This is a genomic window from Terriglobus albidus (assembly GCF_025685425.1).
Lineage (GTDB): Bacteria > Acidobacteriota > Terriglobia > Terriglobales > Acidobacteriaceae > Terriglobus > Terriglobus albidus.
In genome coordinates, this window is sequence record NZ_JAGTAS010000021.1 from 64,917 (window position 1) to 85,105 (window position 20,189).

The 20,189-nt window shown below is 58.4% G+C and carries 17 protein-coding genes; 13 read left to right on the forward strand and 4 right to left on the reverse strand.

The genetic code is table 11. The features are described from left to right. Positions 1-30: 30 nt before the first annotated feature. The 11 genes from OHL21_RS01770 (at position 31) to OHL21_RS01820 (ending at position 12,898) form a co-directional block, all read left to right on the forward strand. A complete protein-coding gene (locus OHL21_RS01770) occupies positions 31-1,353 on the forward strand; it encodes a hypothetical protein (RefSeq protein ID WP_263415533.1) in 1,323 nt (440 codons plus the stop codon). Beyond that, on the forward strand, positions 1,343-2,014 hold the full coding sequence (locus tag OHL21_RS01775; protein WP_263415534.1) for a hypothetical protein: 672 nt from the start codon (positions 1,343-1,345) through the stop codon (positions 2,012-2,014). Before OHL21_RS01770 ends, OHL21_RS01775 begins: the two co-directional genes overlap by 11 nt. A 2-nt stretch (positions 2,015-2,016) precedes the next feature. Then, entirely contained in the window at positions 2,017-2,919 is a 903-nt protein-coding gene (locus OHL21_RS01780) for an SCO family protein (protein ID WP_263415535.1), read from the forward strand. A 9-nt stretch (positions 2,920-2,928) separates the two neighbouring features. Then, positions 2,929-3,972: a cytochrome c oxidase subunit II gene (gene coxB, locus OHL21_RS01785; RefSeq protein ID WP_263415536.1), complete on the forward strand. Its 1,044-nt coding sequence runs from the start codon at positions 2,929-2,931 to the stop codon at positions 3,970-3,972. Continuing rightward, the gene (locus tag OHL21_RS01790) at positions 3,969-5,630 is read left to right on the forward strand and encodes a cytochrome c oxidase subunit I (RefSeq protein WP_263415537.1); all 1,662 of its coding nucleotides are present in this window, start codon (positions 3,969-3,971) and stop codon (positions 5,628-5,630) included. Before coxB ends, OHL21_RS01790 begins: the two co-directional genes overlap by 4 nt. A 4-nt stretch (positions 5,631-5,634) precedes the next feature. Then, entirely contained in the window at positions 5,635-6,348 is a 714-nt protein-coding gene (locus OHL21_RS01795) for a cytochrome c oxidase subunit 3 family protein (protein WP_263415538.1), read from the forward strand. Continuing rightward, complete coding sequence (locus OHL21_RS01800; protein WP_263415539.1) at positions 6,348-6,689, forward strand: cytochrome C oxidase subunit IV family protein; 342 nt, start codon at positions 6,348-6,350, stop codon at positions 6,687-6,689. Before OHL21_RS01795 ends, OHL21_RS01800 begins: the two co-directional genes overlap by 1 nt. Positions 6,690-6,862: 173 nt before the next feature. Then, positions 6,863-7,837: an SDR family oxidoreductase gene (locus OHL21_RS01805; protein WP_263415540.1), complete on the forward strand. Its 975-nt coding sequence runs from the start codon at positions 6,863-6,865 to the stop codon at positions 7,835-7,837. Between the two features lie 14 nt (positions 7,838-7,851). Continuing rightward, the gene (locus OHL21_RS01810) at positions 7,852-9,255 is read left to right on the forward strand and encodes a nucleotide sugar dehydrogenase (protein WP_317889950.1); all 1,404 of its coding nucleotides are present in this window, start codon (positions 7,852-7,854) and stop codon (positions 9,253-9,255) included. Between the two features lie 679 nt (positions 9,256-9,934). Continuing rightward, complete coding sequence (locus tag OHL21_RS01815) at positions 9,935-10,270, forward strand: PadR family transcriptional regulator (protein ID WP_263415541.1); 336 nt, start codon at positions 9,935-9,937, stop codon at positions 10,268-10,270. 3 nt (positions 10,271-10,273) lie between these two features. After that, entirely contained in the window at positions 10,274-12,898 is a 2,625-nt protein-coding gene (locus tag OHL21_RS01820; protein WP_263415542.1) for an ABC transporter permease, read from the forward strand. 311 nt (positions 12,899-13,209) lie between these two features. On the opposite strand, the gene OHL21_RS01825 is transcribed toward OHL21_RS01820, so the two are convergent. From OHL21_RS01825 to OHL21_RS01840, 4 genes are all read right to left on the reverse strand, one after another. Continuing rightward, entirely contained in the window at positions 13,210-13,929 is a 720-nt protein-coding gene (locus tag OHL21_RS01825) for a M15 family metallopeptidase (protein ID WP_263415543.1), read from the reverse strand. A 44-nt stretch (positions 13,930-13,973) separates the two neighbouring features. Further along, entirely contained in the window at positions 13,974-15,119 is a 1,146-nt protein-coding gene (locus tag OHL21_RS01830) for an acyltransferase family protein (protein ID WP_263415544.1), read from the reverse strand. Between the two features lie 258 nt (positions 15,120-15,377). Next, positions 15,378-16,577 (reverse strand): BaiN/RdsA family NAD(P)/FAD-dependent oxidoreductase, encoded by a 1,200-nt coding sequence (locus OHL21_RS01835; protein ID WP_317889951.1) that lies wholly within the window; start codon positions 16,575-16,577, stop codon positions 15,378-15,380. Further along, complete coding sequence (locus OHL21_RS01840; protein WP_263415545.1) at positions 16,538-18,220, reverse strand: NAD-dependent malic enzyme; 1,683 nt, start codon at positions 18,218-18,220, stop codon at positions 16,538-16,540. The genes OHL21_RS01835 and OHL21_RS01840 overlap by 40 nt, the downstream gene beginning before the upstream one ends. A gap of 151 nt (positions 18,221-18,371) precedes the next feature. On the opposite strand from OHL21_RS01840, the gene OHL21_RS01845 reads away from it, so the two are divergent. Both OHL21_RS01845 and OHL21_RS01850 read left to right on the forward strand, forming a co-directional pair. Further along, positions 18,372-19,565 (forward strand): class I SAM-dependent rRNA methyltransferase, encoded by a 1,194-nt coding sequence (locus OHL21_RS01845; RefSeq protein WP_263415546.1) that lies wholly within the window; start codon positions 18,372-18,374, stop codon positions 19,563-19,565. Positions 19,566-19,800: 235 nt separating this feature from the next. Beyond that, positions 19,801-20,184, forward strand: coding sequence for a BlaI/MecI/CopY family transcriptional regulator (locus tag OHL21_RS01850; RefSeq protein WP_263415547.1), 384 nt, complete (start codon positions 19,801-19,803; stop codon positions 20,182-20,184). Positions 20,185-20,189 lie beyond the last annotated feature (5 nt).

The following is a 20,189-nucleotide window of genomic DNA, read 5'->3' on the forward strand; positions in this document are numbered from 1 at the left end:
GAGATCTGAAGAAGGATTAGGCCGTAACGAATGGCACACGGACACGAACAACACGGACACGGAGCTCTCACCGAGCCGAAGACGCTGCCGGCATCGCTGCAGGCGCCTGAGGTTGTTGCCGCATGGCGTACGCGGGCTCTGATTGTGGCGGCGGTCGCGGCGATCGCCTCGCTGCTCTTCCTTTTCGCCGGCGGCGCAGACCATGTCATGCGCGGTTACCTGCTGGGCTGGATGATGACCTTCTCTCTCTGCGGCGGCGGCCTCTGCCTGCTGATGCTGCAGTATGTTTCGGGCGGCAAGTGGGGTCTTCTGCTGCGCCGTCCGCTGGAGGCGATGACCCGTACGCTTCCTCTGGTCATCATTCTGTTGATCCCGATCCTGGTCTTCGCCAAAAAGCTGTATCTCTGGGCTGCTTTTCCGACCTTTGAGTCGGTAGAAGAAGGTCTGAAGTCCAAGCTGCTCACCGAAGCCCAGGCACATGCCCTGAATTTCAAGCGGCCGATGCTCTCGCCGGTCAGTGTGATCGTGCAGATGGTTGTGGTTTTTGCCATCATGGGCGCCTTTACTTACTTCCTGAACAAGTGGTCGCTCGAGCGCGAGGCCGATCCTGAGAGAGGTTCGCAGGGCAGCTACGATCGCTGGCGTATCAAGTTCGAGAACCTGTCGGGTATCGGTGTTCTGATCTATTGCGGTCTGCTGACGATCGTAGCCATCGACTTCATCATGGCGCTCGACGTGACCTGGTACTCGTCGGTGTGGGGCCTGCTCTTCCTGGTGGGTCAGGGTTATGTTGTGCTGGCGGCTGCAGTCCATTCGTCGATCCGGCTCGCGAAGTATGAGCCGATGGCGACGATCCTGCGCAAGACTGAGCAGTACGACCTCGGTAAGTTCATGCTTGGCTTTGTCATGCTGAACATCTACCTGGCGTTTGCCCAGTTCCTGATCATCTGGTCGGGCAACGTGCCGGAAGAGCTTCCCTGGTACCTGAACCGTATCCGCGGCGGATGGTGGGTGATCTGTACCTGCGACTTTATCTTCCACTGGGTGATTCCGTTCGTTCTGCTGCTGTCGCGTGATCTGAAGCGTTCGAGGTCGAAGATGCTGGCACTGACCGGCTGGATGATCTTCGCTCGCGGCTTCGACCTGTTCTGGCTGATCGAGCCGAACTTCCCGGATGCAGCCCGCAATCTGCATCTGAGCGGCAACCTCAGCATCCTGGCCTACATCACGGTACCGGTAGCGATCCTTGGCATCTGGATGGCGTTCTACCTGACGACACTGATGTCGCGTCCGCTGGTTGTTGTGAACGACCCGCACACCGAAGAGATTCTGGAGCCCGAGCATGCACATTAAGCCCAATCAGAACGATGGGGATACCCTGAATCCGAATCCGCATCCTCAGGTGAACGATCCTGAGCATCCGGGTTATGAAGTTACCGACGTCAACGTTAGCGGCGTTCTGGTCTTCGTCGGCGGTCTGGCCGGCTTCGTAGCGGTGTTCTTCGTGGTCTGCTTCTTCATCGGCCGTCTGGTGAACAGCCAGATCGCGAAGGATGATGGTCCGCTGGATAAGTGGCATCAGCAGTACGCGCCTGCGAAGACGGGTGACGGTCTGACTTCGAACCCGGTCTTCGAGCAGCGTTCGGCGTCACAGATCGTGAAGACCTTCCCCGGACCGCGTCTCGATCCGGACGACGGCAACCAGAGCTCGAGCGATCTGCACGCCAGGGAAGACCTGCTGCTGGAGAACTACTCGCAGGTGCAGGGCATGCCGAACTCCGTTCGCATTCCGATCGATCGTGCGATTGAACTGATTGCCGAGCGCGGACTTCCGCTGGCTGCCGATGCCAAGGCTGCAACGGCCGCGACGAAGATGGTCGGCGCGGATACTCCGGTTGTGACGGCTCCGCTGACCAACGGATTTGCCCGCAGCGGCTTCGAGCAGGATCGCATTGCAGAGCGTGAGCAGAAGCTCGAGTTTGCCAAGGAAGCAAGTAAGGAAGAGAAGAAGTAACCATGACGACGATGCACCCAATCCGGAAGACCCGCCTCGCCGCCCTGTTGGGATGCGCGCTGGTGTGCGCCTCCGCAATGGGGCAGGTCAGCGGTTATGGTGACAAACAGACTGGCGAAGTCAGCGGCGGGCAACTGCCGACCGTGCTGCAGCGCGTAGGCGTGGAGCAGCACCTGAATACGCCGTTGCCGTTGCATGTTCCGTTCACGGACGAGACCGGAAAGGCCGTTACGCTGAACGACTACTTCGACGGCAAGAAGCCCGGGCTCTTTGCTCTGGTGTACTACCGTTGCCCGATGCTTTGCTCTGAGGAGATGGATGGTATGGCCTCCGCTCTTCAGATGGTGAAGCTGAAGCCGGGCAGCGACTTCAACATCGTGATGGTCTCGATCGATCCGCGGGAGACTCCGCAGGACGCGGCCGAGAAGAAGGCGATGTATGTGAAGCGGTATGGACATCCGGAGACAGCGAACGGCTGGCATTTCCTGGTTGGACCGAAGACCTCGATCGATGCGGTCTCTCAGGCCACCGGATATGGCTATGTCGAGGTGAAGAGCCCGGATGGGCAGACCTCACAGTTCGCGCATGCCTCGGCGCTGGAAGTAGTGACACCTGAGGGACGGCTGGCGCAGTACTACATGGGCGTGGAGTACTCGCCCAAGGATCTGCTGCTCGGCCTGATCGAAGCTTCCGGCAATAAGATCGGTTCGCCGGTCGCCAACATTTTGACGTACTGCTACCACTACGACCCGCAGCAGAATAAGCACAGCCTGATCGTGTCGCGTGTGGTGCAACTGGGCGGCATGGTTACCGTGGCCGGCCTGGGTGGGTTCATGTTCTTGATGTTCCGGCGGGATATAAAGCTGGGACGTGATCATTCTTTGACGAAGCGACAGAACGGATAAAGGGAAACGATGGGAATCAGTCCGGTACTTTGGCAATTTCTAAACAAGTGGCTCACCTCTTCGGCGTTGTTTCCGAAGGAGGCGTCGACCATTGCTCCCTATGCCGACGCTCTTTACTTCTTCCTGCTGATGATGACGCTTGTCGGCGTCGTTATCGTCGGCCTGCTGGTCTTCGGTTTCTCGATCCGCTACCGCAAGGAGCGCAACCCCGAGGCGACGCAGATCGAGGGCTCCACGCTGCTGGAAGCGACCTGGACCATCATTCCGCTGGTCATCTTCCTTGTGGCCTTCGTCTGGGGCGCTCTGCTGTACTTCCGCATCTACAACCCGCCTGCCAACTCGATGAACATCTATATCGTCGGCAAGCAGTGGATGTGGAAGGCCGAGCATCCAGGCGGCCAGCACGAGATCAACACGCTGCATGTGCCCACGGGACGTCCGGTGCAGTTGACCATGATCTCGCAGGATGTCTTCCACTCCTACTCGATCCCCGAGTTCCGCGTGAAGCGTGAGGTGATCCCCGGCCGTTACTCGACGGTGTGGTTCAATGCCACCGAGCCGGGTGTCTACCATCTGTTCTGCACCCAGTACTGCGGTACGCTGCACTCGGGAATGATCGGCACGGTGACGGCTCTGTCGCCGGACGATTACCAGAAGTGGACCGAAGCCTCGAATAGCGGCATGAGCCTGGCGCAGAACGGTGAGCGCCTGTTTGCCAGCCTGGGCTGCAATCAGTGCCATACCGGTCAGGCGGGCGCCCGCGGACCTAATCTCGCCGGTCTGTACGGCACCAGAGTTCAGATGGAAGACGGATCGACGCAGCTTGCCAACGAAGCATTTCTGCGCGACACGATCCTGAATCCGTCATCGCATGTTCCGGCCGGCTATAAGCCGATTATGCCGACCTATCAGGGCCAGATCAGCGAAGAAGGCCTGATTGATCTGGTGGAATACCTCAAGTCTCTGAAGACCAACTATCGTGTGCAGCAAACGCTGACCACAGCAACGTCCACAGAAGCGGCGCCGACCACGCCGGGGATGGTGAAGCCATGAGCACTATCGTTAGCCTTCCGGATCAGAGCACTGCTGCTCTGCCGAAGCGGAATTACCTGAATGCCGAGCACGGCCTGCTGAGCTGGCTCCTGACCGGAGACCACAAGCGGATCGCCATGCTGTACCTGATCTCGATCACCGGCTTCTTCTTCCTGGGTGGAGCATTTGCCGGCCTGGTGCGTCTGGAACTGCTGACGCCAGCAGGTGATCTGCTGGCCGCCGACACCTACAACAAGATGTTCACGATGCACGGCATCGTAATGGTCTTCCTGTTCCTGGTGCCCTCGGTTCCGGCAACACTCGGCAACTTCCTGATCCCGATCATGATCGGAGCAAAAGATCTTGCCTTCCCGAAGATCAACCTGCTGAGCTGGTACCTGTACCTGGTCGGCGGCACTTTCACGCTGACCGCGCTGGTTCTGGGTGGTGTGGATACGGGCTGGACCTTCACGACGCCGCTGTCGACGCACTATCTGAACACGCACGTGATTACGACCGGTCTGGCGATCTTCGTCGCCGGCTTCAGCTCGATCTTCACGGGTCTGAACTTCATCGTGACGATTCACCGTATGCGTGCACCGGGCATGACCTGGTTCCGTATGCCGCTGTTCGTGTGGTCGAACTACGCTGCCTCCATCCTGATGGTGTTGGGAACGCCGGTTCTGGCTATCGCGATCGTCCTGGTGGTTCTGGAGCGCACGATCGGCCTGGGAGTTTTCGACCCGGCCAAGGGTGGCGATCCGCTGCTCTTCCAGCACCTGTTCTGGTTCTACTCGCACCCCGCCGTGTACATCATGATTCTGCCGGGCATGGGTGTAATCTCCGAGGTCATTGCGAACTTCAGCCGTAAGCGGGTCTTCGGTTATACGGCCGTCGCCTTCTCTTCGGTGGCCATCGCGGTCTTCGGCTTCTTCGTATGGGCGCACCACATGTTCATCATGGGTGTTTCCAACTACTCGGCTCTGGTCTTCTCGCTGCTGACCATGCTGGTTGCCGTGCCTTCGGCCATCAAGATCTTCAACTGGTCGGCGACGCTGTATAAGGGTTCGATCACCTTCGAGACCCCGATGCTGTATGCCTTCGGCTTCATCGGCCTGTTCACCATCGGCGGTCTGACGGGCGTCTTCCTTGGTTCGCTGGGTATGGACATCCACCTGACCGAGACCTACTTCATCGTGGCGCACTTCCACTTCGTGATGGTGGGCGGCATGCTGATGGCCTTCCTCGCCGGTATCCACTTCTGGTGGCCGAAGATGACGGGCCGCATGTACCCCGAATCTCTCTCGAAGCTGGCTGCGGTGACGACCTTTATCGGGTTCATCCTGACCTTCTTCCCGCAGTTCATCCTTGGTTATCTCGGCATGCCGCGCCGCTACCATGCATATCCGGCTGACTACCAGGTGCTGAATGTGCTGTCGACCGCGGGCGCAACGGTTCTGGGCGTCGGCTATCTGCTGCCGATCCTGTACCTGGCGTGGTCGCTGAAGTACGGTGAGATCGCCGGTCCCAATCCCTGGCAGGCCACCGGTCTGGAGTGGCAGTTGCAGTCGCCGCCGGTGACCGAGAACTTCACGGAGATCCCGTATGTCGATTACGAGGCGTACGATTTTGAGTGGCTGGCCCACAAGCAGAAACAAGAGGTGACGACCGTTGGATAACACGATGGTAGCAACGCAACCCTCCGACCTGCACGAAGAGCACGAGCACGAACACGTGCATCTGCCGCAGCACCGGCATCATTTCGAGACGGAGGAGCAGCAGCGCGAGGCAGCCAGCTTCGGCATGTGGCTCTTCCTCCTGACCGAAATCATGTTCTTCGGCGGTCTGTTCATGGCCTACCTGTTGTATCGCAACTGGTACAACCCAGCCTTTGTCGCGGCGAGCCATACACTTTCCATCAAGCTGGGTGCACTGAATACGGCCATCCTGATTACGTCGGGCTTCTGCATGGCGCTGGCGGTGTGGGCGGCGGAGACGCGCAGACGCAAGGCGCTGGTCAACCTTCTGGGCCTGACTAACCTGTTCGGTATCGCGTTCCTTGTGGTGAAGTACTTTGAGTACGCCGAGAAATGGCAAGATAGCCACGTTCCGGGCCTCAAGTTCTCTATTGCCGACTTCGGCAAGCTCGGCGTGGACATGGCGCAGAAGACGCAGGTCTACTACTCGCTCTACTTCGCCATGACCGGCATGCACGCCCTGCACATGATCATCGGTATCGTGCTGATCTTCTGGTACATGGTGCGCGCTAACCGCGGCGAGTTCACCGAGGGCTATGTTGCGCCGATCGAGAACTTCGGACTGTACTGGCACTTCGTCGATATCGTCTGGATCTTCCTCTTCCCGCTGCTGTACCTCATCGACCTGGGAGCCAAGTAATGTCGGATCATCTCCATCACGACCCTGCAAACGTCACGAATCCCGAGCATCATGACCATCACATCGTCGGGCCCTCGACCTACCTGGTGATCTACGGCACCCTGCTGGCGCTTACCGGCATCACGGTGGCCGCCGCTTATGTGGAGATGGGTGCTCTAAACCCGATCGTGGCTGTCCTCATCGCTGTCATCAAAGCGACGGTGGTGGTCCTCTGGTTCATGCACATGAAGTACCAGTCCAAGCTGCTGAAGTTGACCATCGGCGCCGGCGTCTTCACCTTCCTCATCCTGATTGCGATGACGCTAAGTGACTATATGAGCCGTGCCTGGGGACTTTGGTAGGACAAAGCTAACTGAAATTGCAGCACACGAATGCGGCCTGCGGGCCGCATTCCTTTTGGTGTAACTGGTTTGCAGGGTCTCGATCCCCTCAGATGAGGTAGAAAATTCGGACCGGGGCTACTCATGACCGAGTCCAAACGGCAATAATTGCGTCTAAGGGTTTATCGGTCATTATGGCGAAGTATCTGGTTACAGGAGCAGCCGGCTTTATCGGATCGCATCTGACGGAAGCGTTAGTTGCCCGCGGAGAGCAGGTCCGGGCGCTCGACAATTTTGCTACGGGACGTCGCGAGAATCTCGCGGCGGTGATGGATGGGATCGACCTGGTCGAAGCCGATCTTTGTGATGTGGATGCCGTGATGAAGGCGTGCGAGGGCGTCGACTACATCTTTCACGAGGGAGCTTTGCCTTCGGTGCCGCGTTCGGTCAAGAAGCCGCGGCCAAGCCACGAAACCAATATCAACGGCACCTTCAATGTGTTGGAAGCGGCACGTGCGAACGGAGTGAAGCGGGTGGTTTATGCCGCCTCGTCCTCCGCGTATGGCAATCAGCCCGGATTCCCGCGGGTTGAGACCATGAAGCCGCAGCCGATTGCACCGTATCCGGTGCAAAAACTGGCAGGTGAGCTCTACATGCAGAGCTACTGGCAGGTCTATGGCCTCGAGACGGTGTGCCTGCGTTACTTCAACATCTTCGGTCCGCGTCAGGTGCCGGACTCGCCGTACTCCGGTGTGATGGCGAAGTTTACGCTGCAAATGATGCAGGGCGAGCGTCCGGTGATCTTTGGTGATGGCGAGCAGGGCCGTGACTTTACCTATATTGATAACGCCGTCCATGCCAATCTACTGGCAATGTCGGCGCCGGCGGAGCATGTAGCTGGCCGTGTTTTCAACGTGGCATGTGGAGAACGGCACACTCTCAATGAGACTTATGCCGTGATCGCGCATCTATTGAACTATGCTGAGCCCCCTCAGTACGGGCCGGAGCGCACCGGTGATGTCCGTGACTCATTGGCAGATATCACCGCTGCCCATGAAGCTTTTGGCTACACCCCGATCATCGGGTTTGAAGAGGGACTGCGACGCACCGTTGCCTGGTACTTGAGCAGTGCATACTCCTCAAATACAGAGGAACTGGTAAGAGGTTAGAGGAGATTCTGGTAGTGACTCCACTTCACATCATCCGCAAGGCGGTCGCACCCGAAGCTGCGACACTCGATGCATGGAAAGATCGTATTGCCAGCCGCGAAGCGAAGATAGGAATTGTAGGTCTTGGCTATGTTGGTCTGCCGCTGGCCCTGCTGTTCAGTGAGGAACGTTTTGCCGTTACGGGGTTCGATGTCGATCCGCTGAAGGTCGACTTTCTCAACAAGGGCAAATCGTACATTCACCGTATTGAGGTGGAGAGCATTCAGGCCGCACAGAAGAGCGGCTTTGTCGCGACTGCCGATTTCTCTGAAGCGCGTTACCTCGACGCAATTCTGATCTGCGTTCCGACACCGATTGACGATCACAGTGCTCCGGACATGAGCTACGTGGTCAATACCATTGAGGCATTGGCGCCGCATCTGCGCGCCGGTCAGCTGGTGGTGCTGGAAAGCACAACCTATCCGGGAACGACAGAGGAGATTATCGCGACCACCATCGACCGGATCGGTGAGGAGACCGGTGTTCAGGTTCTGCGCGACCGGCACTCGCAAGAGGCGGAGACTCCGCAGGAGTTGGATGGCGTAATGGTTGCTTTCTCGCCTGAGCGCGAGGATCCAGGCAATACCGATGTGGCGCGGCACGATATCCCCAAGGTGATCGGCGGTATCGATCGCCGTGCCTCTGAAGCAGCCGAGGTTCTCTATGCCAGCATCTTCCGCCGAACGGTGCGCGTTTCTACGCCGGCAACGGCCGAGATGACCAAACTGCTCGAGAATATCTACCGTTGCGTGAACATCGCCATGGTGAACGAGCTTAAGCAGCTTTGCATGCGCATGGGCATCGACATCTGGGAGGTGATCGATGCGGCGGCCACCAAGCCCTTCGGCTTCCAGGCCTTCTATCCCGGACCTGGTATCGGCGGTCATTGCATTCCTGTCGATCCGTTCTACCTTTCGTGGAAGGCGAAGGAGTATCACTTCGCCACGCGCTTTATCGAGCTTGCCGGTGAGGTAAACCGAAGCATGCCGGAGCATGTGATCCGCAGCGTGGTGAATGCGCTGAACGATCAGGGCAAGTCCATCAAGGGCGCAAAGGTGCTGATGCTCGGCCTGGCATATAAGAGAGACATCGACGACCTGCGGGAGTCGCCATCGCTGCCCATCTACGAGATGCTCGAGAAGAAGGGCGCCGAGGTACGGTATAACGACCCCTACTTCCCACGTGTTGGGTCAGGTCGTAAGTACTGGCTGCACACCGAGAGCGCTCCACTGGAGAATCTCGGCCAGTATGATTGCGTGGTGATCGTGACAGATCACTCCGCTTACGACTTCGAGAAGATCGTCGCTGAGTCCCGGTTGGTGGTGGATACACGCAATGCAACACGCGGCATCCGCTCCCCGAAGATCTATCACTGCTAGTACGCAGCAAGTTGAAATACGAGATGCGACGGCGAAGGCCGTCGCGTTTTCTTGCATCGGCCTGCTCAGGGTGATGTGTATCTCCGGCGAGGCAAAGCCAAGCCTCGCGATCACATCCCCGGCATGTCGATAGGAGTTTCGTATCTGTTACCACCGGGGGAAGCGCTGAAGGCGCGTTCTATATCAGCCTGGGGCCAACGCCCCAGGTTTTGTCGCCCAAAAGATGTTAAAGGGCTGAAGGCCCGTCCTATATAAGAGTCTTCAATCAGACCGTATCGTTTCGATAGAGCATTTTCCCTGTAGGTGTAGAGTAGGGTTTTCCGCATCTATGGGTGTTTTCCGCAGATAAAAACGCCACTCCTCTTGCAGGATACCCAGCAACAGGAAAGATGCCGTAGGCATACAACGGTTTCAGGAACCGTTTCGTTTGTGACGATTGGGGATTATAGATCGGGCCTTCAGCCCTCATGCCTGTTAGCTATCCGTAACCTGGGGCGTTGCCCCAGGCTGGTATAGGTCGCGCCTTCAGCGCTCAAAACATCTTTCTTGCCCAATCAAGAATGGGCTGAAGCCTTGCCCTTAAGCAAAACAGAGCAGACTTCGGCATAACACATTCAATCTGCTCCTTATGGTCGTCACATGTTGACAATCATGATGTACGGGCCTAGAGTTCTGATCTATGACCGATGTGAATACCGATGTGATTCAGGGCACGCTGGACATGCTGATCCTGAAGACTCTGAGCCTTCAGCCTCTACATGGATTTGGGATTGCGCGCCGAGTCGAGCAGATCTCGGATGGAGTCTTCAAGGTAAATCCAGGGTCGTTGCTTACGGCATTGCAGCGGCTGGAGCGGGCTGGATGGCTGGATTCAGAGTGGCGTCAGACGGAAAACTCGCGGCGGGCTAAGTTTTATCGGCTGACAACGGCTGGTAAAAAGCAGCTCAAGGCCGAGACCGCGGACTGGCGACGTAGAGCCGGCGCGATTGCGCGGCTGCTGGAGATGGAGGCCTAAGCCATGTCATTGCTGCGGCAGATCATGTATGGAGTGCGAGCGCTGTTGCAGCGGGGACGCCGCGAGCGAGACGTGGCCGATGAGGTCGCACAGTTTTTCGAAGATGCCGAGGCAGAGTGGCGAGAGCGCGGGCTATCACGCGAAGAGGCGCGACGCGCTGCGCGACAGCAGGCTGGAGATATGGCGGTCGCACGGGAACGAGTGAGCGAATACGGATGGGAGAACAGCGTGAAGATACTGATCGATGATCTCCGGTTCGCGTTGCGTCAGCTTTGGAAACATCCCGCGTTTACCGCAACGGCTGTGCTAACTCTCGCGCTTGGCATCGGAGCGAACACGGCAATCTTCACTGTGGTGGAGCGGGTACTGCTTACACCGCTTCCCTATAACAATGCAGATCGGCTGGCACTGTTGAAGACGTACCGCAGCCAGTCGGGGAGAGCCATTCCACGGGTCACGGGGCCGGACGGCGCAGACATTCGGGAACAGGCAAAGAGCCTGGAAGCCGTGAGCCTGTACAGTGGTGGCAATCTCGGAGTGCAGCTGGCGGACCATGCAGCGTTTGCGATGGTGACGATGGCCGATGCGGAGTTCAGCCGGGTCTTCGGCCTGAAGCCGGTGGCAGGGCGGGTGTATGGCGATAGTGAGGCAAAGCGTTCCGCAATGGTGAGCGAGCGTTTCGCCGCTGACAACTTCGGCACGGTGCAGAGGGCGGTGGGTAAGATTCTGCGCGTAGAGGGCGAGCCGGCAGAGATTGTGGGAGTTCTTCCTGCCGGATTTGATTACCCAAACGGAACACAGGTTTGGGTGGCATCGTCACTGAATCCAGAGTCAAAGTCGCGGACCGCCTTCAATTACAGGGCTGTGGCGCTGCTGCACGAAGGAACCGGACTGCGCCAGGTGCAGGCAGAGCTGCAGGGGATCAGCAAACAGTTGGAAGCGGCCTACCCGAAAGAGAACAAGGGGAAGGTGCTGACGGTGCTTCCGCTGAAGGAGGCGTTGACCGGCGATGCGAAGACGACACTGATCTTTCTGTGGGGCGCTGCGGGATTGATCCTGCTGATCGCATGTGTCAACGTGATGCACCTGGAGCTTGTGCGAGGAATGGAACGGCAGAGAGAGTTGGCCATACGTCGCGCCCTTGGCTCTTCGCGGTGGCGTGTGATGCGACCCGTCTTCCTGGAAAGTCTTCTGGTGGCATTGATGGGTGGCGCGGCGGGTGTGGCATTGACGTTTCCGGCGTTGAGAGTGCTGATCGCTCTCGCTCCAAAGGATCTGCCGCGCGCAGCAGAGATTGCACCGGATGGATGGGTGCTGGGCTTCGCCCTGGTGCTGTCAGCAGGGACAGCGCTGGCTTCGGCCATGCTGCCTGCGCTGCGTGCAGCCAAAGTGGATCCCGCCGAGGCGCTGAAGTGTGACACATCACGAGGAATGACACGCAAGAGCGCAGGCCGGTTGCGGGATGGTCTGGTCGTGGCAGAAGTAGCAGCAACGTTCGTGCTGGCAGTAGGAGCAAGCCTGCTGCTGCGGACGGTGATGACTCTCAATGCACGTGACATGGGATATGAAACCCGCCAGATACTGGTTGTGGATGCGGACGCTCCGGCAAAAAGCGAACAGGATCACCTACGAGCCGCCGCCATGTTTGAACAGCTCTTCGGAGAGTTGCGTCAATTACCGGGAGTGCAGCGAGTGGCAGGAGTCATGGGCTTGCCTACGGGGGCTTATGGGTCGAATGGATACTACGAAACCACCGGGGGATTGCCGGTCGATAAGGAGCATCAGCCCTGGGCGAACTTTAGTGTGGTGAGTCCGGGATACTTCGACGCGATGGGAGTTTCTCTCAAACGAGGTCGGGAGTTCAGGCAGGAGGATACGCATGAGAGTGGCATGGTTGCAGTGATCAGCGAAGCCATCGCAAAGCAGAGCTTTGGAGATGCCGATCCCATCGGTAAACAGATCCGCTGCGGACTGGACTCCGACAAGTGGATGACCGTGGTTGGAGTGGTGGGAGACGTCAGGCAAGAGTCCCCGGCAGAGCGTCCAGGACCGGCACTCTATATGCCGCTGACACAGCATCCGTCGCGTGCGAACACGATTCATATCGTGCTGCGAACCGGTGTGAAGCCACTGTCGCTGATGAATGCCGTGGACGCAAAGATCGCACAGGCGAATCCATTGATTGCTCGTCGTTACACGACGATGGACTCCATGCTGGATCAGTCGATGGCGACGGAGACCTTTCGGGCAGTATTGCTTAGTACCTTTGCGGGCGTAGGACTGCTTCTGGCAATGCTGGGGATCTATGGCACCGTGGCCTACTCCGTAGCGCAGCGACGGTTTGAGTTCGGCGTCAGAATGGCATTCGGTGCTGAACGCGGAACGATCTTATGGTCGGTGTTGAAGCATGCATCCCGCATGGCGTCTATCGGCATTGTGCTGGGTGGTGTGCTGAGTGTGGTGTCGGCGCGGCTGGTAGAGAGCATGCTGGTGGGTGTGCGGCCAACAGACTCGGTGAGCCTGATAGCAGTCTCTGTGCTGCTCTTGATGACAGCATTGGCAGCAGCTCTGGCGCCGGGATGGAGTGCTACCCGCGTAAGTCCGGTTGAGGCGTTGCGAGCGGAATAGGGATATAAACTACGATACGGTAGGCACCCAGGCGTATCCACAAATTCGATTTGTGCCTAGTTTGGAATTTGAGGTATTCCTAACTCCGTTAGGGTGGGGCACCCGGCTCTATAGATTTCAGGGAAAATCGAATTTCTCGACACGCCCAGGTTGCTGTCTGAGGAGTTCTTGCCATAAATGTTGTCATCCTGAGCGAACGGGGTCCCCAGCCAGCTTTGCTGGCTGGGGTGGTGAAGCGAAGGACCTGCTTTTTCAACGCCTCGGATGGCAAGGCTCTTCATGATTTATGGCGCGAACTTAGATACGACACACTAGTTATCGAGGCTTTCGAATGGGCGATTCAGGATTGGATATTGCTTCCAGTCCTTGTAATCGAAGTGCCACCATTCCGTCGGATTCACCTGGAATCCCTGCTTCTCCATGGCGTTCCGTAGGATGCTTCGCCGGTCGCGTTCCTCCTCGGTTCCTCCGGTGTAGTTGGCATAGGCGCGTTGGGTCATCTCGTCATAGCCGCTGGGCATGGCGACCTCGGTTCCGGTCTTGAGATCGTAGAGCGAGAGGTCGACGGCGCAGCCGCGATTATGCTTTGAGCCGGCTTTGGGATCGGCGACAAAGATCTTCAGGTTATCCGGCGTGGCGTCCCAGAAGATGCGGGTGATGTACCAGGGGCGGTAGGCATCGTGGATGATGAGGCCATAACCAAGCGGTCGCAACTCCTGGTTTGCCCGCACTAAGGCCTCCGCAGCGGGTTTCTGAAGGAAGGCGCGCGCCTGCGTGTAAACGGGTGTGCCCAGAAAGTTATTCGCGGTGGCATAGCGAATGTCGAGCTTGATTGTCGGGTCGAGCCTAACTAATTCGGCAAGGTCCGGCTGCAGGAAGGCGCCTTCCTCGTGGGGAGGTTGGGCCGCCAATGCCTCCTTGCGTAATTCCTCGACTGGATGCAGAGGCGTGATCTTGAAGACAGGCGATTGTGCCAGCACCGAGGTGAACGTCAGTGCACAACAGGCAGCCCACCAAAGAGAGCGTTTCATGATTCATGATGGTGTCATGGCGTAAGCATGAGAGCAATACCGGTTCAAGCCTTTGCGAGGAAACGGCGGCTAAGCCAACGGCGGGCCGGTTCATCATAGAACTTTAAGCAGGCGTACGCGATGGAGACCGCAGCGATCAAGAGCACTACGCCCCAAATTGCACCACGGGCGGGCGGGATTCTCTCCTGCACCACCCATGCGGTGTAGATGTAGATCAACGGATAGTGCGTGATGTAGAGCGGGTAGGAGAGATCCCCGAAAAAGCGGGCGATGCGGATGGAGGTGCCATCGACGCGCTTTTCTCCGGCCCCAATCGCGACGATGATGGGGAACAGGACGATGACGCACAGGAGGTCATAGATCCCGTTGATCCAGAGATGTTGTGCTCCGCCGAATCGCGGTAAGGCAAGCGCCGCTACCAGAAGCAGCGTGCAGATACCGAAGGGAGCGCGAGTATGAATGCGCTTGCCGATTCGCATCAGCAGCATGCCGGCCAGGAATGGAAATAGTAGACGCGCGAAGCCGATGTGAAGCTGTGCGGCATTGATGGACCAACCTCCGATCAGATCGCCGCGCGGTCCGAAGATTGCGAGCTGCCCAAGAAAGATTCCAGCGAGCAATACCAACACCCACAGAACTCGATTCGAAAGCCTGCGAAGACCGACCGCATACAAGATGTTTGCGATGTACTCGAAGAAGAGTGACCATGCCGGACCATCGAGCGGGTGCATCTCACTCCAGCCGCGAATATCCAAAGACACCGGCAACGGTAGCAGCGTGCAGCCAAGCAGCATGACGAGCAGCATCTTGGAGACCGGCGTTGCGGCCACGAGTGGAAACATGCTGCCTTTCTGGAAGTAGAAGAGCGCAGCGCCGATCAGGCTACCCATCACAACCATCGGCTGCAACCGGATCAGGCGCCGCTTATAGAACTCGCACTTGGACATGCGGCTCCAGCGATCGTCGTAGGCATAGGCGATGACGAAGCCGGAGAGCAGGAAGAAGAAGTCGACCGCCAGATAGCCATGATTGATGATCTGCTTGATCGGATTCCCGTCGGCGTACGCCTCGAAGGTGTGGAAGATCACGACCATCAGGGACGCGACACCGCGTAGGCCGTCAAGGACGACGTAATGGCTCTTCGCAGGTGCGATGGTAGCTGTGGAAGTTGCGGTTAAAGTGGTGTTCATTCGGCGCGTCCATCGTTACACAAGCAGCCAGGCTTCGGCTAGAACAAGCACGAGGCTCCTCTTCAAGCGAGGCAATTATTTGCGATGAATCGAGAGATTTGTGGCGGGACTTCATCGTTGTTAACCGCAAAGCTGGAGATGATGGACGGCTCCCATGAAGACTATGATTCGCTGAGAGTGGTTGACACCCTCGGCGATGCAGCGAAGCTTGACTTGTCATTTCGCAGCGAAGCAGAGAATCTGCTTTTGAGATCGAATTTACAAAGCATGTCCTGCCGCTGCGCCTGAGGCCCAGGCCCATTGGAAGTTATAGCCGCCGAGCCAGCCTGTCACATCAACAACCTCACCCACGAAGAACAGGCCGCGCACGTTGCGTGCCTGCATGGTCTTTGCATCGAGATCGTCGGTGTCGATACCCCCTGCTGTGACTTCGGCCTTCTCGTAGCCTTCAGTGCCGGCGGGCACAATCTCCCACTGATGCAGTGCCTGCTCACTTGCTTCCAGAGCGGCGTTGCTCCACTTCTGCTGCGGATGCGTTGTTATCCACCGATCTGCCAAGCGCTGTGGAAGAGCGGCATAGAGTGCCTGACGCAGTGCAGTAACATCGCGTCCGCTTGGCGAGGCCTGCAATGCATTGAATACTTTCTTGCCTGGGGCAATGTCGAAGCGCAACACACCGCCAGGTTGCCAGTATGAACTGATCTGTAACACTGCCGGCCCGCTGATGCCGCGATGCGTGATCAATAGCTTCTCGCGGAAGCTGCGTTTGCCGGCATAGGCGATTACTTCGGTGGAGAGGCCGGTAAGATCGCACCAACGCTTCGTATCGTCCGGGTTGAAGACCAGCGGTACAAGGCCGGGACGGAGATCGCGCACACGTAGGCCGAACTGACGAGCAATGTCGTAGCCGAAGCCGGTGGCGCCGATCTTCGGAATGGAAAGGCCACCGGTGGCGATGACCAAGGCGGATGCGTGGAACTCTCCCCGGTTGGTACGCAGCGTAAAGGAATCGCTGTGCTGTACCTCCCGCACCGCCGTATCGGCCTGTATGGTGACTCCGGCATCTGCGGCTTCGCGTTCCAGCAAGGTAACGATCTGCTGTGCGGAGCCATCGCAGAAGAGCTGACCCAGCGTCTTCTCGTGATAAGCGATGCGATGCTTCTCTACCAGCGCGATGAAGTCACGCGGTGTATAACGCGCAAGGACAGATTTGGCGAAGTGTGGGTTCGCCGAGAGATAGTTCTCCGCACGTGCGCCGATGTTGGTGAAGTTGCAGCGCCCGCCGCCGGAGATCAGAATCTTGCGGCCGATGCGTTGCGAGTGGTCGAGTACAAGTACACGTCGCCCCCGTTTTCCGGCTTCGATGGCCGCCATCATACCGGCGGCTCCGGCGCCGACGACGATGGCATCCCAGGCGGCTATTTGCGCCTCCGGTAAGGCACATAGAGGGGTTCCCAGACCTGTTCGCGCAGCGCTTTCTCGAAGGCATCGCCTTTGACGGCTGCCAGACCTTCCTGGCTGGCCTGCATACCGACAGCATGGGCGATGGTGGTAGAGACCTCACGGATGCGGCTCATCTCGGGCAGCAGGCAAGCACTCTGATCGCTGCAGGAGGGAGTTACGGAGGCCAATGCTTTCGCAGAGGCCATGATCATGCCGTCGCTCACTTGTTTGGCGCGCGACATGATGATGCCAAGCGCGAGGCCGGGGAAGATGTACGAGTTGTTGGTCTGCGCAACGCGATACGGGCCTCCGTTGTACTCCACCGTGCCCCATGGGCTGCCGGTGCCGATGATGGCGCGTCCCTCCGTCCAATGCAGCAGGTCGAGAGGCGTGGCTTCCGCGCGTGAGGTCGGGTTCGAGAGCGGAAAGATCGCGGGCCGCGCGACATGCCTCGCCATCTCACGCACGATGGTCTCGTTGAACGCGCCGAACTGGCCCGAGACGCCGATCAAAACCGTGGGCTTCGCATTGCGGACGACATCTTCCAGGCTGATAAAGCCGGAATCGTTGAGCTGCCAGCCGGCGAGAGCGGAGCGCGATTGTGCGAAGACCTTCTGGTCATCACGCAGGCTGGGTGTGTCTTCCAGGACGAGGCCGCCGATATCGACCGGGAAGAAGCGGCTGCGTGCCTCGGCTTGCGAGAGACCCTGATCCTGCATGGCCTTCGCCAGCAGTTGTGCAATACCGGTGCCTGCGGAGCCGAAGCCGAAGATGGCGACTCGCTGATCGCGCAATGGAATGCCGGTGAGCGAGGAGCTGGCAAGGATGGTGGCCGTGGAAACAGCCGCGGTGCCCTGGATATCGTCGTTGAAGCTGCAGACCGTGGTGCGATAGCGCTCGAGCAGACGACTGGCGTTGGCTCCGGCAAAGTCTTCCCACTGCAGCAGAACATGCGGCCAGCGGCGCCGCACGGCACGTACAAACTCTTCGACGAATTCGTCGTACTCCTTCCCGCGAATGCGACGGTTCTTCCATCCGATGTAAAGCGGGTTATCGAGGCGGTCCTGGTTATCGGTACCCACGTCGAGAAAGACAGGCAGACACCACATGGGATGGATGCCGGCGAGTGCGGTGTAAAGCGCCAGCTTACCGATAGGGATGCCCATGCCGCCCGCTCCCTGGTCTCCCAGGCCGAGGATGCGCTCACCATCGGAGACGACGATGCAACGGATGTGATCGTAGCGCGGGTGAGAGAGGATCTGGGCGATGCGATGCTTGTTGGGATAGCTGAGATAGACCCCGCGCGGCGTGTGATAGTGCTCCGAAAAGCGCTGGCAACCCTCGCCTACGGTCGGGGTATAGACGATGGGAAGCATCTCCTCGATATGGCGAGAGACCAGAGCGTAGAAGATGGTTTCGCTATGGTCCTGCAGGTCGCGCATGAAGACGTACTTCTCGAGGTTGCTGCCCAAGGCACGAAAGGCTTTGATGCGGCGCTCGACCTGCTGGTCCAGGGTCCCGATTTGAGGCGGCAAAAGGCCATGAAGAAAGAACTCGTCACGCTCGGCCTCAGTAAAAGCGGTGCCTTTGTTCAACAGCGGGCTGTTCAGCAAACCGAAGCCGGTGAGGGAGGTGTAGATCGTTTTGTCCTGCGCCATAGGTGCTGGGCTTGATTTTAGAGTGTTTCCCTGTTGCCGGGTATCCCGCAACGGGCGTGAAGCGGCGTATTCATTGCGGAAATGCCTACAGACGCGGAAGCCCTACATTGCACCCGCAGGGAGCTCCATGCCTGTGTGCGACGATTAAGGAGTGAAGCAGCAGTCGTTTATCGCTATCTCCCGCCGCGCCGCCGATCGCATTCGCGAAGGCCACGTGTGGGTCTACAGCTCTGATCTACAGTCTGTGCCTGAGGGCATCGCGCCCGGTGCTGTGGTCGCCGTGGCCGATAATCGCGGTATCCCGCTCGGATCGGCCATCTACAGTGCTGCCTCGCAGATTGCGTTGCGCATGGTCTCTACCGATCCGGCACTGGACCGCGCCGGATACCTAGTGCTGGTGCGTGAACGTGTGCGTGCCTCGATTGAGCGCCGCGGGAACCAGGCTGCTTGCCGGTTGATCTTCAGTGAGGCAGATGAGCTGCCCGGCATTGTGCTCGACCGCTACAACGATCTTGCGGTGTTGCAATTGCTGACGCAGGGAACGGCACAGGCGGATGTGCGTGATGCTGTGGTGGAAGTGTTGCGTGAGGTCGAGGGTATTGAGACGCTCGTTGAGCGCCCTGATCCGCGCGTGCGTGAGCTGGAGAAACTCGCGCCGGCTCCGGCAGAGGCGATCTTCAGCCGCGGCGAAGCGAAGCTGGCGACAGTGTTTGATCTGAATGGACTGAAGTTTCACTACGATGCAAATGCCGGGCAGAAGACCGGGGCCTTTCTCGATCAGCGTTTGAACTATGCGGCAGCGGCAAGCTATGCGCGCGGCCGCGCGCTGGACGTCTGTACCTATCAGGGCGGGTTTGCCTTGCATCTGGCGCGGGTGTGCGATGAGGTGACGGCTGTGGATCAAAGCCGCGCAGCTCTGGAGGTTGCCGACCGCAATCTGGAGTTGAATGCATCGCAGATAAAGAAGCCTGTCGAATGGATCGAAGGGGACGCCTTTGCGCTGTTGCGCGAGTACGATGCCGGGAACGAGCGTTTTGACACTATCGTGCTCGATCCGCCGGCGTTTGCGAAGACGCGGCGTGCGGCCGAGGGAGCGATGCGCGGTTACAAGGAGCTGAATCTGCGGGCACTGCGGATGTTGAAACCTGGTGGAGTGCTGGTGACATGTTCGTGCTCGCACCATGTCCATCTGGAGGACTTTGTAGCTACGGTCGCGGCAGCTTCTGCTGACGCAAAACGGAGGGTACGGCTGCTGGAGACGCGGGCCGCGGCTCCGGATCATCCGGAGGTGTTGACGCTGCCGGAGACGCGGTATTTGAAGTGTTTGATTACGCGGGTCGACTAGGAAACAGCCTCGTTAAAAGTTAAAAGGTGAAAGTTAAAGCGTTAAGGCATGGGTGAAATAACCGTGTTCTCCCACGCCCGAAAGACGCTTCGAGCTTCGCTCGAATACCCAGGTCCCCGAGGGACCTGGGGCACCCGGTGCATGGATATCCTTGGACTGCACCATTTCTCGTGCAGAAATTTCGTACGAAGTTTTTCGTTGACATATACGAACGAGTTCGTATAACGTTCCTCCCATGATGAAGAACAGGGAGACACCCAAACCGACCGAAGGCGAGCTTGAATTGCTGACGATTCTCTGGGATCGTGGTCAGGCTACGGTCCGCGACATCTTTGAGGCCGTGAACGCACAGCGTCCTGTGGTCTACACTGGCGTGCTGAAGCTGATGCAGATCATGACCGAGAAGGGTCTGGTCACACGGGACGAGAGCGAGCGCGCTCACGTCTATCGCGCAGCGATTAAGCGGGAGGATGCGCAGCGCCGTTTTATGCGGGAGCTGAGCGAGCGCTTCTTCGCCGGAAGCGCAGCTCAGCTCGCACTGCACGCACTGGAGATGGAACAGGCCAGTGAAGAAGAGCTGGATGAGATTCGCAAACTTCTGAAGCGCCGTAAAAAGTAGCGCAG